14 protein-coding genes are annotated in these 15977 nt (G+C 56.8%); 6 read left to right on the forward strand and 8 right to left on the reverse strand.

Annotated features, from left to right (window positions below):
- Positions 1 to 63: 63 nt before the first annotated feature.
- The 6 genes from leuS (at position 64) to AO726_RS20110 (ending at position 7451) form a co-directional block, all read left to right on the forward strand.
- Positions 64 to 2679: a leucine--tRNA ligase gene (leuS, locus tag AO726_RS20085; RefSeq protein WP_058069894.1), complete on the forward strand. Its 2616-nt coding sequence runs from the start codon at positions 64 to 66 to the stop codon at positions 2677 to 2679.
- A gap of 53 nt (positions 2680 to 2732) precedes the next feature.
- Entirely contained in the window at positions 2733 to 3344 is a 612-nt protein-coding gene (locus AO726_RS20090) for an LPS-assembly lipoprotein LptE (RefSeq protein ID WP_058069895.1), read from the forward strand.
- A 36-nt stretch (positions 3345 to 3380) separates the two neighbouring features.
- Entirely contained in the window at positions 3381 to 4424 is a 1044-nt protein-coding gene (gene holA / locus AO726_RS20095; protein ID WP_058069896.1) for a DNA polymerase III subunit delta, read from the forward strand.
- 79 nt (positions 4425 to 4503) lie between these two features.
- Positions 4504 to 4656, forward strand: coding sequence for an alternative ribosome rescue factor ArfA (arfA, locus tag AO726_RS20100; protein ID WP_058069897.1), 153 nt, complete (start codon positions 4504 to 4506; stop codon positions 4654 to 4656).
- Positions 4657 to 4724: 68 nt separating this feature from the next.
- Positions 4725 to 6017 (forward strand): lytic murein transglycosylase, encoded by a 1293-nt coding sequence (locus AO726_RS20105; protein WP_058069898.1) that lies wholly within the window; start codon positions 4725 to 4727, stop codon positions 6015 to 6017.
- A 117-nt stretch (positions 6018 to 6134) separates the two neighbouring features.
- Positions 6135 to 7451, forward strand: coding sequence for a methyl-accepting chemotaxis protein (locus AO726_RS20110; protein WP_058069899.1), 1317 nt, complete (start codon positions 6135 to 6137; stop codon positions 7449 to 7451).
- Between the two features lie 57 nt (positions 7452 to 7508).
- On the opposite strand, the gene lipA is transcribed toward AO726_RS20110, so the two are convergent.
- The 8 genes from lipA to mrdA form a co-directional block, all read right to left on the reverse strand.
- Positions 7509 to 8486: a lipoyl synthase gene (gene lipA, locus AO726_RS20115; protein WP_058069900.1), complete on the reverse strand. Its 978-nt coding sequence runs from the start codon at positions 8484 to 8486 to the stop codon at positions 7509 to 7511.
- 109 nt (positions 8487 to 8595) lie between these two features.
- Entirely contained in the window at positions 8596 to 9267 is a 672-nt protein-coding gene (lipB, locus tag AO726_RS20120; protein ID WP_058069901.1) for a lipoyl(octanoyl) transferase LipB, read from the reverse strand.
- Positions 9267 to 9545 (reverse strand): DUF493 domain-containing protein, encoded by a 279-nt coding sequence (locus AO726_RS20125; protein WP_058069902.1) that lies wholly within the window; start codon positions 9543 to 9545, stop codon positions 9267 to 9269. The genes lipB and AO726_RS20125 overlap by 1 nt, the downstream gene beginning before the upstream one ends.
- Positions 9546 to 9613: 68 nt before the next feature.
- Entirely contained in the window at positions 9614 to 10789 is a 1176-nt protein-coding gene (locus tag AO726_RS20130; protein WP_058069903.1) for a D-alanyl-D-alanine carboxypeptidase family protein, read from the reverse strand.
- Positions 10790 to 10903: 114 nt separating this feature from the next.
- Entirely contained in the window at positions 10904 to 11914 is a 1011-nt protein-coding gene (locus AO726_RS20135; protein WP_058069904.1) for a septal ring lytic transglycosylase RlpA family protein, read from the reverse strand.
- 3 nt (positions 11915 to 11917) lie between these two features.
- Positions 11918 to 12925: a lytic murein transglycosylase B gene (gene mltB / locus AO726_RS20140; RefSeq protein WP_058069990.1), complete on the reverse strand. Its 1008-nt coding sequence runs from the start codon at positions 12923 to 12925 to the stop codon at positions 11918 to 11920.
- A 17-nt stretch (positions 12926 to 12942) separates the two neighbouring features.
- Positions 12943 to 14046 carry a rod shape-determining protein RodA gene (gene rodA, locus AO726_RS20145; RefSeq protein WP_177330577.1) on the reverse strand — a complete coding sequence of 368 codons (1104 nt, stop codon included), beginning with the start codon at positions 14044 to 14046 and terminating at the stop codon, positions 12943 to 12945.
- Between the two features lie 38 nt (positions 14047 to 14084).
- Entirely contained in the window at positions 14085 to 15977 is a 1893-nt protein-coding gene (mrdA, locus tag AO726_RS20150; RefSeq protein WP_058069906.1) for a penicillin-binding protein 2, read from the reverse strand.

Raw genomic sequence — 15977 nt, forward strand, 5'->3', positions numbered from 1 at the left:
GTAAGCGGCCCTCATGTATGCTACGGCGTTTCCCGCAAGCCCTTATTAGCAGCGCCGGTAACCATGCAAGAACAGTATCAGCCACGTGAAATCGAAGCCGCCGCGCAGTCCCACTGGGACGCGCACAATTCCTTTGTAGTGAGCGAGCAGCCAGGCAAGGACACGTTTTACTGCCTGTCGATGTTCCCCTACCCAAGCGGCAAGCTGCACATGGGCCATGTGCGTAACTACACCATCGGCGACGTAATCGCCCGCTATCAACGCATGCAAGGCAAGAACGTCCTGCAGCCAATGGGCTGGGACGCATTCGGCATGCCCGCAGAAAACGCGGCGATGAAAAACAACGTAGCTCCCGCCAAGTGGACTTACGAAAACATCGAGTACATGAAGACCCAGCTGAAAAGCCTGGGCCTCGCAATCGATTGGACTCGTGAAGTCACCACCTGCAAGCCTGATTACTACCGCTGGGAACAGTGGCTGTTCACTAAGCTGTTTGAAAAAGGCGTGATCTACCGCAAAAACGGCACCGTGAACTGGGACCCGGTGGATCAGACCGTACTGGCCAACGAGCAGGTGATCGACGGTCGCGGCTGGCGCTCAGGCGCGGTGATCGAAAAACGCGAAATTCCGATGTACTACTTCAAGATCACCGCCTACGCGGATGAACTCTTGAGCAGCCTTGATGAGCTGGATGGCTGGCCTGAGCAGGTCAAAACCATGCAGCGCAACTGGATCGGTAAAAGCTTCGGTGCCGATATCGTCTTTGACTACGACGTAGCCAGCATCGGCCGCGAAGGTCAACTGAAGGTCTACTCGACCCGCCCGGACACCCTGATGGGTGCCACCTACGTGGCTGTCTCCAGTGAGCACGCACTGGCGCTCCAGGCCGCCGCCAACAACCCGGAACTGCAAGCATTCATCGCAGAATGCAAAGCGGGCTCCGTGGCAGAAGCCGACATGGCGACTATGGAGAAGAAAGGCATCGATACCGGCCTGTTCGTCATCCATCCGCTCAATGGCAATAAGCTGCCGGTTTTCGTCGCCAACTATGTACTGGCTGGTTACGGTGAAGGCGCAGTGATGGCTGTTCCAGCTCACGATGAGCGCGACTTTGAATTCGCCACTAAGTACAACCTGCCGATGATTCAGGTTTACCAAGGCAACGCTGAACAGCAGTTCGATGCCAGCCAATGGCAGGACTGGTACGGCGACAAGCAAGGCCTGACCACCATCAATTCCGGCAAGTACGACGGTAAAGACTTCAGCGCAGCCTTCGACGCTATCGTCGCAGACCTGGAAGCATGCGGTCACGGTGCACGCAAAACTCAGTTCCGCCTGCGCGACTGGGGTATCAGCCGCCAGCGTTACTGGGGCTGCCCGATCCCAATCATCCACTGCGACAGCTGTGGCGACGTACCAGTCCCGGAAGACCAGCTGCCAGTCGTATTACCAGAAGATGTTGTGCCGGACGGTGCGGGCTCGCCACTGGCGAAAATGCCTGAGTTCTACAACTGCACCTGCCCGAAATGCGGTGCTGCGGCCAAGCGCGAAACTGACACCATGGACACCTTCGTGGAAAGCTCCTGGTACTTCGCCCGCTACGCCTCGCCAAACTACGAAGGCGGTATGGTTGACCCGCAAGCAGCCAACCACTGGTTGCCGGTTGATCAGTACATTGGTGGTATCGAACACGCCATTCTGCACCTGCTGTATGCGCGCTTCTTCCACAAGCTGATGCGCGACGAAGGTCTGGTGTCCTCGAACGAGCCGTTCAAAAACCTTCTGACCCAAGGCATGGTGGTAGCAGAAACTTACTACCGCACCCTCGATAACGGCGGCAAAGACTGGTTCAACCCGGCTGACGTTGAAGTTGAGCGTGATGCTAAAGCCAAAATCATCGGTGCCAAACTGAAGAGCGACGGCCTGCCAGTTGAAATCGGCGGCACCGAAAAGATGTCCAAGTCGAAGAACAACGGCGTAGACCCACAGGCCATGATCGACGCCTACGGCGCCGACACCTGCCGTCTGTTCATGATGTTCGCCTCGCCGCCCGACATGAGCTGCGAGTGGTCCGACTCCGGCATTGAGGGCGCCAACCGCTTCTTGCGTCGCGTCTGGCGTCTGGCTCAAGCCCACGTCAGTCAGGGCTCTGCAGCGGCAACAGACGTTGCCAGCCTCAACGACGAGCAGAAGGCCGTACGCCGCGCCATTCACTTGGCTATCAAGCAAGCCAGCAATGACATTGGCCAACACCATAAATTCAACACCGCCATTGCTCAGGTAATGACGCTGATGAACGTATTGGAAAAAGCACCGCAAAGCACAGCCCAAGACCGAGCTCTGCTGCAAGAAGGCCTGGAAACCGTTGTTCTTCTGCTGGCTCCGATCACACCGCATATCTGCCATCAGCTGTGGATTGAGCTGGGCCATACTGATGCAATCATTGATGCACAGTGGCCGAAAGTAGACGAGTCAGCACTGGTGCAGGACAGCCTGACATTAGTGGTGCAGGTCAACGGTAAGCTGCGCGGCCAAATCGAAGTGCCAGCCAGCGCCAGCCGTGAAGAGATCGAAGCCAGCGCTCGCAATAACGAGAACGTCCTGCGTTTCACTGAAGGCCTGAGCATCCGCAAGGTCATCGTGGTTCCAGGCAAACTGGTCAACATCGTCGCCAACTGATAAAGCCCGGCGCGCCTTCACGGCGCGCCGTCAGACATGCCAAGGGGATAAAAATGATCAAACGGAATCTGTTGGTAATTGGCCTGGCTACCCTGCTGAGCGCCTGCGGTTTTCAGCTGCGCGGCACCGGCGACGTCCAATTCGCACTAAAAGAACTTGACGTCAGCGCCCGTAACGAATACGGCGATACAGTCAAAGAGCTGAGCCAGTCCCTGACAAACAATGGTGTCCGCGTTTACCCTGGCGCTCCCTATCATTTGGTGCTGACCAACGAACGTGAAGATCGCCGCGCAGCAACCTTCACCGGCGCAGCCCGTGCAGCCGAAATCGAACTGAAGAAAACCCTCCATTACGAAGTCCGCGGCAGCAAAAACGCAGTACTGCTGAAGGACAAAGTCGAAACGACCGGCTTCTTTAACCAGGACGGCAACAACCTGGCCGGTGGCGATCAGGAAGCCAATCAGTTGCGCAGCGAAATGCGCCGCGAGTTGATTCAGCAACTGATGCTGCAGCTGCGCTTGGTCACCCCGGAAAAACTGGATGAACTGCAGCGCATTGCCGATGCCAAAGCCCAAGCTGAAGCCGAAGCTCTGGAAGCCGCCCGCCAGCGCGAGGCCGCCGAGCCGCAGCAGTCACCACTGCAACTGCCGATCCCGATTGAGTAAACCTAATGGGCCGCGCAAGCGGCCTGTTTCATTCCCATGAAGCTCAATCCTTCACAGCTCAGTAAACACCTTCAGGGCAACCTGAGCCCCGTCTATGTTGTCAGCGGTGACGAAGCCCTGCTCTGCCAGGAAGCTACCGATGCCATTCGCACGGCTGCGCGCCAGCAAGGGCACAGTGAACGCCAGGTGTTTAATGCTGACACTAATTTTGACTGGGGCACCCTGCTGCAAGCCGGTGCAAGCCTGTCGTTGTTTGCCGAAAAACGCATCCTGGAACTGCGCATCCCCAATGGCAAGCCCGGCGACAAAGGCACTGCCGCTCTGCTCGAGTACCTCACTCGCCCGGCCGAAGACACCATTCTGTTGATCAACCTGCCAAAACTTGACGGCAGTACGCAGAAAACCAAATGGGCCAAAGCCCTAATCGATGGTCCGGACTGCCAGTTCATTCAGATATGGCCGGTTGAAGTCGCTCAATTACCTCAGTGGATTCGCCAACGTTTGGCCTCTTCCGGGCTCACGGCCACTGCAGAAGCTGTCGATATGATTGCCGTGCGGGTAGAAGGCAACCTGCTGGCGGCCGCCCAGGAAATAGAAAAACTGAAACTGCTGGCAGACGGCAATCAGATCGACATTGACACCGTCCAGGCAGCTGTAGCCGATAGCGCCCGTTTTGATGTGTTCGGCTTGATTGATGCGGCCCTAAATGGTGAAGCAGCCCACGCCCTGCGCATTCTAGAAGGGCTGCGTGGCGAGGGCGTCGAACCACCGGTGATTCTCTGGGCGCTGGCCAGGGAAATCCGCCTGCTGGCCAGCATCGCTCAACAATTCGCCCAAGGTATTCCCCTGGAAAAAGCCTTCAGCTCCGCTCGCCCGCCGGTCTGGGATAAACGCCGGCCATTGGTTAGCAAGGCCCTGCAACGACTGTCAGCCCCGCGCTGGGCCGCCCTACTGCAGGATGCACAGCAGATCGATGCACAAGTAAAAGGCCAAGCCCCTGGCGACCCTTGGAGCGGCCTGAGCCTGCTGACACTTAATCTGTGCGGCCAACGCTTCGGCCTGGTGAAATCCGGGGCCTGACCCGCACTGGACATTCTTTGCGCTGCGGTCCATGCTTTGCCCGCTTGCAACTCCGCAAGCACTCAGCGAGGAACCGGACATGGTGAAAAAAAACCGGCATAACAAGGCCAAATCCATTGTTGCTCAGCCACTGTTCCGCAGCCGTCAGGAAAAGCCCGGCAAAGGAAAAGGTAGCTACCGCCGTCAAGCCTCCCAGCAAAACTGGGAGGCTTTTTGTTTATTGGCCGCGTAAAAACCCTCAACGCCCTTGGTTGACCTTTCATGCTAAGGTTACGGCCTGCGAAATGTGCCGAGATCACCATGCCTGACCTGCTTATCCGTGGCCTTTACCATAGCGCCACAGCCTGCACCCTGATGCTTCTCATCGCCTGTGCAGAGGCCCCAGCACAGACTTATGCGGCCCCTGTAACAGCGCCTGTCCCATCTCCGGCGGCCACAACCACGCCTGTTGCCTTCGAAGCCCCTGCCCCCTTGCTGACCTTCGAAGAGTGGCGTTCTCTGTTGCGCAGCGATGCGATCGCGGCTGGAATCAATGCCCAGCTGTTTGACCGTACCTTCGCAGGCATCACCCCGGACCCTAAAGTCATTGCGGCTGACCGCAGCCAGCCAGAATTCACCCGCCCAGTGTGGGAATACATTGACGGAGCCGTATCGGTCGCCCGCGTTGCCCAAGGCCGCGTGCTCAAGACTCAACACCGGCCAACACTCAAGGCGATTCGCTCTGCATATCGGGTCGACCATGAAGTGCTGATTGCAATTTGGGGCATGGAGAGCAACTTCGGCAGCAATATCGGCAACAGCAATGTCATCCGTTCCCTCGCCACTCTGGCCTTCGAAGGCCGTCGCCAGGCATTCTGGCGCGGCCAGTTACTGGCCGCGCTGCAAATCATGCAGGCCGGTGACTATCACGGTAAAACCCTGATCGGCTCTTGGGCCGGCGCCATGGGCCAAACCCAGTTTATGCCCACCACATTCAACGAACATGCCGTCGACTTTGATGGCGATGGCCGACGCGATCTCTGGGGTTCCATCCCCGACGCACTGGCCTCGGCCGCTCATTACCTGAGTAAGTCCGGCTGGATCAATGGCGAATCCTGGGGTGTCGAAGTCACCCTCCCGAAAAATTTCGACTACGACCTGGCCGACCCGGAAATCCGCCGCAGCATGGCCCAATGGCGTGAGCTGGGCGTTCGTCCGGTCCGTGAAATTCGCGCCACCGACGAAAGCCAAGCGACGCTGTTCCTACCAGCGGGCTATCGTGGCCCGGCGTTCCTGCTGCTGAATAACTTCCGTGTCATCCTGCGCTACAACAACTCCACCGCCTATGCACTGGCCATCGGCCTGCTCTCGGATGCCCTGGACGGTGAACCAGGCGTTCAGGCAGCCTGGCCTCGCGGCGACCGCCAGCTTGGCCGTAGCGAACGAATCGAAATCCAACAACTGCTGACCGCAAAAGGCTTTGATACGGGCCCTGCAGACGGCATCATCGGCGCCAATACGCGTAAAGCTGTGCGGGCTTTCCAACACACACAAAACTTGCCTGCGGACGGCTATCCGAGCTACGAGTTACTCCAGGCATTACGCCGTTTGTAAACAATTAGCATCCCCAACTAAACATTTCGCACTTTTGTACGATACTGACTAGAGCCCCAGCCGCTTCAATGTGTGGCTGGCACTCTAGCCAATGGCGCTCATTAACAGGGTGTTGAGATGTTTAACCGGAAATTGCACAAGGAACTCTCGGATCTACGGGAGGCATACACCCAGCTACGTCAGGTAAGCGATTCCATCTATTCTGAAATGCTGGTCCTTGAGCTCGATCCTCAGGGCCGCATTCAAATGGTCAACGAGAACTTCCTTAACGAACTGGGCTATAGGGAAGCCGACCTGCTGCACAAAGATATCGAACATATTTTTGCGCCGTCCTTCCACAACGAGCCTAATTACCAGAAATTCCGTCGCGCACTCCAATACGCAGAGCATCTGTGTGGAGCCTTCCGCTTACTCGATGCCAAGGGCCATGAGGCCTGGCTACGCTGTATCTGGCAGCCGGTGCAGAACAGCCAGGGTCAGTTACTGCGCATGACCATGTGCGCCGTAAACCTTACCCGCACGATCGAAACCTCACAGGAGCATGAAAGCATCATTCAGGCCCTGTTGCGCTCAACCGCGGTTATCGAGTTTGACCTTTCTGGACATGTGCTGACAGCCAACGAGCGTTTTCTTAACGGCATGGGCTATCGCCTGGAACAAATCCAGGGCAAACACCACCGCATGTTCTGCGCACCGGAAGAATATAACGCCCCAAACTACCAAAGCTTTTGGGACCAACTCAGGCGCGGTGAGTTTGTCAGTGACCGTTTCAAACGCTTGGACAGCCTGGGCCGGGTAGTCTGGCTGGAAGCCTCATACAACCCTATTTATGACGCCCATGGTGAGTTATACAAGGTGGTGAAATTTGCCACGGTCATCACCGACCAGATTAACCAGGAGCTCGCTGTTGCAGAGGCAGCAACAGTCGCTTATGACATATCCCAACAAACCGATACCACCGCTCAGCAAGGTGCTCAGGTCATTAGCCAGACACTTGAGGTTATGCAAGCCATCGCCGAACAGGTGCAGAGCGCTACCGAGGGCATCGAAGCACTGGGCAAGCAATCCGAACTGATCAGCGCCATGGTCAAAACCATCAACGGTATCGCCGATCAAACCAACCTGCTGGCACTAAACGCAGCTATTGAAGCTGCCAGAGCTGGCGAACAAGGCCGTGGTTTTGCTGTGGTGGCTGACGAAGTCAGACAACTTGCCGCACGAACCAGTAAAGCCACCGAGGAGATCGTCGACGTTGTTCTGCGAAACCAAACCCTGGCGCAAAATGCCGTTACTGCTATGGCCAGCAGTCGTCAGCAAGCAGCGCAAGGGCTGGAATTGGCAGGCCAAGCCGGCCAGGTAATCATTGATATTCAGGACGGGGCGCAACAGGTGGTAGAAGCCGTTGGTCAGTTTGCCAATCAACTGAAGACCTGAGGCCTTGCTGCTCAACCGAACGACCGGCCTCAGGCGGTCGTTCGGCTGGCAACACACTTAACCGATCTTGTTGCCGTGAGCCTGTTGGTCGGCGTGGTAAGAAGAGCGCACCAGCGGGCCGGACGCGACGTTCTTAAAGCCCATTTTCTCGCCTTCTTCAGCGAACCAGGCAAACGTGTCCGGGTGTACAAAACGCTGTACAGGCAAGTGGCTGCGCGAAGGCTGCAGATACTGGCCCAAGGTGAGCATGTCGATATCGTGCTCACGCATGCGCTTCATGACCTCGATGACCTCTTCATCGGTCTCACCCAAGCCAAGCATCAGCCCGGATTTGGTCGGAACATGCGGAACCCGCTGCTTGAACTTCTGCAGCAGATCCAGCGACCACTCAAAGTCAGATCCAGGCCGTGCTGCTTTGTACAGACGCGGTACGGTTTCCAAGTTGTGGTTGAACACATCCGGCGGCTCCTGGGCAGTAATATCCAGGGCCACATCCATACGGCCACGATAGTCCGGGACCAGCGTTTCCAGTTGCACAGTAGGCGACAGCTTGCGGATTTCGCGCAGGCAGTCAGCAAAGTGCTGGGCACCGCCGTCGCGCAGATCGTCGCGGTCCACAGAGGTAATCACCACGTACTTAAGACGCAGATCGGCAATGGCGATGGCCAGGTTGGTCGGCTCATCTACATCCAGCGGCTTAGGTCGGCCATGACCGACATCGCAGAACGGGCAGCGCCGGGTGCAGATGTCGCCCATGATCATGAAGGTAGCCGTGCCACCGCTGAAGCATTCGCCCAAGTTCGGGCAGCTGGCTTCTTCACAAACGCTGTGCAATTTGTGCTTACGCAGCAGCTGCTTGATCCGGTCGACTTCCGGCGACACCGGGATGCGGACACGAATCCAGTCCGGTTTTTTCGGCAACTCTTCAGTTGGGATGATCTTCACCGGGATGCGCGCCATCTTCTCGGCGCCACGCAGCTTTACGCCAACTTCCACTTTGGCCGGTTTACCGGGGGTTTGCACTGTGCTGCTCATAAAACAACCTACCCTCACATTGTCCAGCCTGCACGCCACCTTGAGGCTCAGGCTTATCGTCCGAGTTACGGCACGATTCGTCGTTAACTGCTGTAAAGCTGCTGCACAACTAGGCAGGTACGCCTGTCAGCCGTGGTATTTCACCCGGCAGTGTTGTGTGTTCCGCATAGCCGAGGTGTTTGACGAGTTGCTCACGCAGGCGGGCACTCACCTCGCTCATCGCAACCGGCGTCCCGATCAGATCAGCCATTTGCGTCATAGCCATACCGGCATATCCACACGGATTTATACGCTTGAACGGCTGTAAATCCATATCCACATTCAGGGCCAGACCATGGAACGAGCGCCCGCCACGAATGCGTAGCCCCAGCGATGCAATCTTGGCACCGTTTACGTAAACACCAGGTGCATCTGGCTTGGCATTAGCCTCAATACCATAGCTGGCAAGCAGGTCAATCAAGCTGAGTTCAATTCGAGACACCAGCTCACGTACGCCTAATGCGCTGCGGCGTACATCCAGCAACAGGTAAGCGACCAACTGGCCAGGCCCGTGATACGTCACCTGGCCTCCGCGATCAACCTGCACGACTGGGATATCGCCGGGAAACAGCACATGCTCGGCCTTTCCGGCCTGCCCCTGAGTAAACACCGGGGCGTGTTCCAGCAACCAAACTTCATCGGCCGTATTGGCATCACGGCTATTGGTGAACTGCTGCATGGCATGCCAGGTTGGCTCGTAGTCGACCTGGCCCAGCTCACGAAAGCCGAGCGGCAGGCTCATCACAGCACCATGTGGACGCGGCCGGTGGCGCGCAAATCCGTATGGATAGCTTGCAGCTGCTCTACACCAGTCGCGGTGATCAACACCTGCACGGAGAGAAAACGACCATTACGGCTGTCACGGCTCACCAGGGTCGTTTCATCAAATCCCGGGGCGTGACGGTGCATGATCTCAATGATCAGATCAGCAAAACCCTCGCCAGCCTCGCCAATCACCTTGATTGGGTAACGCTCGCAGGGGAATTCGATTTTAGGGGCTTGTACGTCAGTATCAGTCATGGCAATCAGCAGGCTTTTGGCCTGTCCAAGGCAGAACGCCCCTGATCAGGAGCGTTCCGGAGCATCAATCAGTTAAACAGTCCGTAGAAGAATAGGCGAATACCATCCCAAAGGCGACGGAAGAAACCGCCTTCCTCGACTGCATCCAGAGCGATCAGGTCCGCAGTATGCACCACATCGTCGCCCAGCTTCACTTCCACCTTACCAATCACATCACCCTGTGCGATCGGGGCGATGAGCTGCGGGTTGAGAACCATGGTTGCCTGCAACTTATCCAGCTGGCCTTTTGGCAGTGTCAGACTCAGATCCTCAGCCAGACCCGCTTTGACCTGGGTCTGAGTGCCTTTCCAGACAGGACTCTGAGCCAACTCTACGCCCTTCTTATAGAAAGTACGGGACTCAAAGAAACGGAAACCGTAAGTCAGCAGCTTTTGCGTTTCAGCCGCGCGAGCCGATTCGCTTGCAGTGCCAAACACAGCAGTGATCATCCGTGCTCCGTCACGCACAGCCGAAGCCACCAGACAATAACCAGCCTCAGCAGTGTGGCCGGTCTTCAGGCCGTCGACAGTCTTGTCGCGCCACAGCAGCAGGTTGCGGTTACCTTGTTTGATGTTGTTCCAGACGAACTCTTTCTGCGCGTAGATCGCGTAATGTTCCTGGTCTTCATTAATGATCGCGCGGGCCAGAATGGCCATATCGTGTGCACTGGAGTAGTGCTCAGGGTGCGGCAGACCGGTGGCATTCATAAAGTGGGAGTTGTTCATTCCCAGACGCTTAGCAGTCTCGTTCATCATGTCAGCGAAGGCATCTTCGCTACCGGCAATGTACTCGGCCAGGGCAATACTGGCGTCGTTGCCAGATTGGATGATGACGCCGTGCAGCAGATCGTCGACCTTAGCCTCACTGTTCAGCGGCAGGAACATGGTGGACCCACCGGAAGCGGCACCGCCTGTACGCCAGGCGTGTTCGCTGATTGGGACCATATCCTGCTCGCCGATCTTGCCCTTACGGATTTCCAACGTAGCAATGTAGGCGGTCATCAGTTTGGTCAGGCTGGCAGGCGGCAGGCGCTGATCACCATTGTTCTCGACCAGAACATTACCGGTGGCGGCATCCATCAACACATAGGATTTGGCCGCCAGTTGCGGGGCAGCCGGCACCACTTGTTGGTCCGCCCAGACGGTAGCTGCGCCAAGCAGACCAATTGAAAGAACAATGCGTTTGGCAAAACTGGTGATATTCATCCGTTTCTCTGATTTTCTGGGTGGAACAATCCGTTGGACTTCGTCATAGAGGCGGGACGCTCATGCAAACATCCCGCTTTGCTGGTTAGTCCAGCTGATATCAAATAAGTGCCATTAATCTGGCCGAACCAGCGTGGCTTCACCCAAATTGGCCAGCCTGACGCTGCTCTGCAGGCGCTCAGCCTCGCTTTGGCTGCTCACCGGCCCCATCCGCACCCGGTGCAATATCTGCTGGTTGCGCACCACTGAGCTGACGAATACCGGCGCATTGACCGTCCCGCTCAGCTTGGCCTTCAAGAGCTCCGCAGCGTCCGGGTTGGCGAAGGCTGCCACTTGGAGATACAGGCCAGACGCTCCGAGTGAAGCGTTTTTTTTTGAGTCAATCTGCACAGGTACGACCGCAGCCGCATGCTGTTGCGGTGGCGGTGTATAGGTTTCCAGAGGCTGGCTGATCGGCTGCGCGGTTGCCTGAGCAACCGATGTAGGCTGCGCCATCTTAGGCGCTGCCAACACCATCGGCACCGGCTGGCCTTGCTGAGCCCACCACTCACTCGGATCGATGCCTTCGACCTTGACCCGGGCTGTGCCGCTCTCGGCGTAACCGAGTTTTTTCGCGGCGGCAAAGGACAAGTCGATGATGCGGTCCGAATAGAACGGACCGCGGTCGTTTACACGCAAAATTGCCGTCTTGCCGTTTTCCAGGTTGGTCACACGCACATAGCTGGGCAGCGGCAAGGTCTTATGAGCGGCAGTCATGCCGTACAAGTCGTAAGTCTCACCATTGGCAGTTGCCTGACCATGAAACTTGGTGCCGTACCAGGAAGCCGGGCCAATAGCGACGTAGCGGCGCGCATCAGGAATCGGATAATACTGCTTGCCGAACACAGTGTACGGGCTGGCCTTGACCGGCCCGTAGTGCGGCATGGGCACTGCATCCGGGATTTTGGAAACATCCACATCCCACCACGGCGCGCCATCTTTATGCGGACGGTTAAAGTCGGACGGGCCGGAAATGCCACCACTCTGCTGCACCGGCTGCACTGGTTTGGGCTTCTGCGACGTGCAACTGGCCAAAATCAGCGCCAAGCTGCCGCACAAGGCCAGTTTGAATGGCAACTTGCTCATTAATTAGTTTCCCCGAGCCTCAACCAGCAACTCTGCCAGCTGATTGACCGCCATGGCATACATAACACTGCGATTGTAGCGGGTGATGACAAAGAAGTTAGGAAGACCCAGCCAGTACTCATCCCCTTCAGCCCCTTCAAGGCGGAAGGCCGTCACCGGCATGTCGTCACTCAGTGCCTCAGCTGTGCTCCATCCCAACGCACGCAATTCCCCGACGTTCTTCACCGGATCCAGACCTGGGCTTAAACCTTCATCCACACGTTCACCGGCAACCGCAGCAACTTTAGCCACTGCTTCGCCTGGCAGCCAGCCATGGACCTTAAAGTAGTTAGCCACGCTGCCAATAGCGTCATTCGGGTTGTTCCAAATATTGATATGGCCGTCGTGGTCAAAATCAACTGCATAAGCACGGAAGCTGCTTGGCATGAATTGCGGCAGCCCCATAGCGCCAGCGTAGGAGCCGGTCAGGGAGATCGGGTCCACCTGCTCTTCGCGGGTCAACAGCAGGAACTCTCGCAGCTCCTTGCGGAAGAACGGCGCACGCGGTGGGTAATCAAAGGCCAGCGTCGACAGCGCATCCATTACCCGGTAGCTGCCGGTGTTGCCGCCGTACATGGTTTCCACACCGATGATGGCAACGATGAACTGAGCCGGCACACCGTACTCAGCCTCTGCCCGGGCCAGTGCTGCTTCATTGTTTTTCCAGAACTCGACACCGCGCTTGATGCGGGCATCAGTGATGAAAATCGGGCGGTAGTCTTTCCAGGGTTTTACTTTTTCAGCCGGACGGGAAATAGCATCCAGAATGGCTTGTTTACGTTCGACCTTGGTAAACAGCTCCTGCAGCTGCTCAGCGGCAAAGCCATAATCCCGGGTCATTTCTTCAACGAACTCAGATGCCAGAGGAGACTGCTCATAGTCCCCGGCAACGACCGGCTGAACTGCAGCGCACACCCCCGCCATGATCAACCAGGGTGCTGTACGTCCGATCCAACCGCGCATTTTTTGCATTGATTCACCAATCCCAATCAAGACTGTGTCATCCACTTCCTGTGCGTGTGGATCGACATCAAAATTCCAAAACCTGCCAACAAAGTAATCAGCGATGTACCACCGTAGCTGATAAAGGGTAGCGGTACCCCAACCACCGGCAACAACCCACTCACCATGCCAATGTTGACAAAGACATACACAAAGAACGTCATGGTCAGCGCTCCGGCGAGCAGCTTACCGAACAGCGTCTGTGCTTGCACGGTAATCACCAGTCCTCTGGCGATCAACAGCAAGTAAATCAGTAGTAACAAACAGACTCCGACCAGGCCGAACTCTTCTGCCAAAACCGCAATGATAAAGTCGGTGTGACTCTCGGGCAAAAAGTCCAGATGCGACTGCGTTCCCAGCAGCCAGCCTTTGCCCAGCACTCCGCCGGAACCGATTGCTGCTTTGGACTGAATAATGTTCCAGCCACTGCCCAGTGGATCGCTCTCCGGATTGAGGAAGGTCAGCACCCGCTGCTTCTGATACTGATGCATGACAAAGAACCACATCCCGATTGCGATCGGCACCACGGCTGCGACTGCACCGATCACCCACCGCCACTGCAAGCCGCCAATAAACAGAACAAAACCACCGGACGCCAAAATCAGCAGAGAGGTGCCTAGGTCCGGCTGCATCAGAATCAGCACAAATGGCGTAACAATCATCGCCACAGCCACACAGAGGTGCTTTAAACGTGGTGGCAGGTTGCGACTGGATAGATACCAGGCAATGGTTGCCGGCATGATGATCTTCATAAACTCCGAGGGCTGAAAACGGATCACCCCGGGAATATTGATCCAGCGCGTAGCCCCCATGGCGTTATGTCCCATGACATCCACCGCTATCAGCAGGGCAACGCCCACACCGTAAGCCAGAGGTACCCAACGAGCCATAAAGCGGGGCTCGAACTGGGCAATGATAAGCATGCCGACAAGGCCCAGACCGAAGGAGCTGGCCTGCTTCATGACCAGATCAACATTCTTGCCACTGGCCGAATACAGCACCAGCAGGCTGCCGACAGCCAGAATAATCAGCAACAGCATCAGGATGCCGTCGATGTGCAAGCGTTGCAGCAGAGTCGCGCGGCGACGCACCAGATCTTCGTTAGAGAGATTGCGGTCGAAATTATTACTCATGGCCGGACAACTCCAGTAACGGCTGGCGGCGGGGCAAACTCCGGCTTGAGCTGACCATTTTCGTCCAGAAGCCAAGCATCCATGACCTGTTTGGCAACCGGACCTGCGACGCCGGAACCCGATTCACCGTTCTCAACCATCACGGAAACTGCAATCTGCGGATTGTCATAGGGTGCAAACGCAACAAACAGCGCGTGGTCGCGGTGGCGCTCAGCGACCTTATTGCGGTCGTACTTCTCACCCTGCTTGATGGCAACAACCTGAGCCGTACCACTCTTACCCGCCATTCGATAGACGGCGGTATCACCGACTTTGCGGGCCGTGCCGCGCGCGCCGTGAACAACCGATTCCATGCCTTTGCGCGCATAGTCCCAGTAAGAAGGATCACGCAGCACAATGTCCGGCATAGGGTTCGGGTCAACTGGCCTCTCGCCCTGAATGTCTTTAGCCAGATGCGGGCGAATCCATTTACCGCCGGTGGCAAGAACCGCAGTGGCCTGCGCCAACTGCAACGGCGTGGCCTGCATATAGCCCTGACCAATCCCCAGAATCACTGTTTCGCCAGGGAACCATGCCTGACGATAACGAGCCCGTTTCCAGTCGCGGGATGGCATCAGGCCGCCGGTTTCTTCAAACATGTCCAGCGCGACCCGTTGCCCAAAGCCGAAGCGGCTCATGTAATCATGCAGACGGTCGATGCCCATCTTGTGAGCCAGCGAGTAGAAATAAGTGTCATTGGAACGGGCAATGGCCAGATCCATATCCACCCAGCCGTCACCATTACGGTTCCAGTTGCGGTACTTGTGGGAGTTATTGGGCAGTTGGAAGTAACCCGGATCAAATACGCGGGTTTGCGGTGTGACGATGCCTGCATCCAACCCCGCCACAGCGACCATTGCCTTAATGGTCGAGCCCGGCGGATAAAGCCCGCGTAAGACGCGGTTGTACAGCGGACGGTCGATGGAGTCCCGCAGGTCGGCGTAGGCCTTAAAGCCAATACCGGTAACAAACGGGTTGGGGTCGAAACTGGGCTGACTGACCATGGCCAGTACCTCACCGGTTTGCGGCTGAATGGCCACAATGGCACCACGACGCCCACCTAGTGCCGCCTCAGCGGCTTCCTGCAGGCGCACATCCAATGTCAGGGTGATGTCCTTGCCGGATTTCGGCTCGGTGCGATTAAGCACCCGCAGAACCCGGCCGCGGGCGTTAGTTTCAACCTCTTCATAGCCAACCTGACCATGAAGCTCCGCCTCGTAGAAGCGCTCAATACCGGTTTTACCAATATGGTGGGTGCCGCTGTACTCCACGGCATCCAGCTCTTTCAGCTCTTTCTCGTTGATGCGACCGACATAGCCAACGGAGTGGGCAAAGTGCTCACGCAGCGGGTAATGCCGCACCAGCTGTGCCGCCACTTCAACGCCTGGCAGACGGAACTGGTTCACTGCAATGCGGGCTATCTGTTCTTCAGTCAGCTCAAACAGTACGGGAACCGGTTCAAAGGGCCTGCGCCCCTGTTTTACACGGCGCTCAAACAGGGCACGGTCATCCGGCCCCAACTCCAACACCTCAACGATGACATCCAGAATCTGATGCCAATCACCGGCGCGTTCACGGGTTAGAGTTAGGCTGAAGCTGGGTCGGTTGTCAGCAATAATCACGCCATTGCGATCAAAGATCAGCCCACGGCTCGGCGGAATCGGCTGGACATGGATACGGTTATTTTCTGCCAGGGTGGTGTGGTATTCGTACTGCACCACTTGCAGGTAATACATCCGCGCCAACAGCACCATCGTCAGCAAAAGCACGATACCTGCCCCGACAAACGCGCGTTTGCGTATCAGCAGGGCATCCTTTTCGTGGTCTTTGAGGCGAATCGGCTGTGGCAT

The organism is Pseudomonas sp. TTU2014-080ASC, from assembly GCF_001446935.1.
Lineage (GTDB): Bacteria > Pseudomonadota > Gammaproteobacteria > Pseudomonadales > Pseudomonadaceae > Aquipseudomonas.

What these genes read in the sequence shown, in the direction of transcription:
- AO726_RS20135 (WP_058069904.1), bottom strand. Translation starts at nt 11,914, where the DNA reads ATGAGCAAGTTGCCATTCAAACTGGCCTTGTGCGGCAGCTTGGCGCTG.
- AO726_RS20130 (WP_058069903.1), bottom strand. Translation starts at nt 10,789, where the DNA reads ATGAATATCACCAGTTTTGCCAAACGCATTGTTCTTTCAATTGGTCTG.
- mltB (WP_058069990.1), bottom strand. Translation starts at nt 12,925, where the DNA reads ATGCAAAAAATGCGCGGTTGGATCGGACGTACAGCACCCTGGTTGATC.
- lipA (WP_058069900.1), bottom strand. Translation starts at nt 8,486, where the DNA reads ATGAGCAGCACAGTGCAAACCCCCGGTAAACCGGCCAAAGTGGAAGTT.
- AO726_RS20110 (WP_058069899.1), top strand. Translation starts at nt 6,135, where the DNA reads ATGTTTAACCGGAAATTGCACAAGGAACTCTCGGATCTACGGGAGGCA.
- AO726_RS20105 (WP_058069898.1), top strand. Translation starts at nt 4,725, where the DNA reads ATGCCTGACCTGCTTATCCGTGGCCTTTACCATAGCGCCACAGCCTGC.
- arfA (WP_058069897.1), top strand. Translation starts at nt 4,504, where the DNA reads ATGGTGAAAAAAAACCGGCATAACAAGGCCAAATCCATTGTTGCTCAG.
- AO726_RS20125 (WP_058069902.1), bottom strand. Translation starts at nt 9,545, where the DNA reads ATGACTGATACTGACGTACAAGCCCCTAAAATCGAATTCCCCTGCGAG.
- holA (WP_058069896.1), top strand. Translation starts at nt 3,381, where the DNA reads ATGAAGCTCAATCCTTCACAGCTCAGTAAACACCTTCAGGGCAACCTG.
- AO726_RS20090 (WP_058069895.1), top strand. Translation starts at nt 2,733, where the DNA reads ATGATCAAACGGAATCTGTTGGTAATTGGCCTGGCTACCCTGCTGAGC.
- leuS (WP_058069894.1), top strand. Translation starts at nt 64, where the DNA reads ATGCAAGAACAGTATCAGCCACGTGAAATCGAAGCCGCCGCGCAGTCC.
- mrdA (WP_058069906.1), bottom strand. Translation starts at nt 15,977, where the DNA reads ATGCCACAGCCGATTCGCCTCAAAGACCACGAAAAGGATGCCCTGCTG.
- lipB (WP_058069901.1), bottom strand. Translation starts at nt 9,267, where the DNA reads ATGAGCCTGCCGCTCGGCTTTCGTGAGCTGGGCCAGGTCGACTACGAG.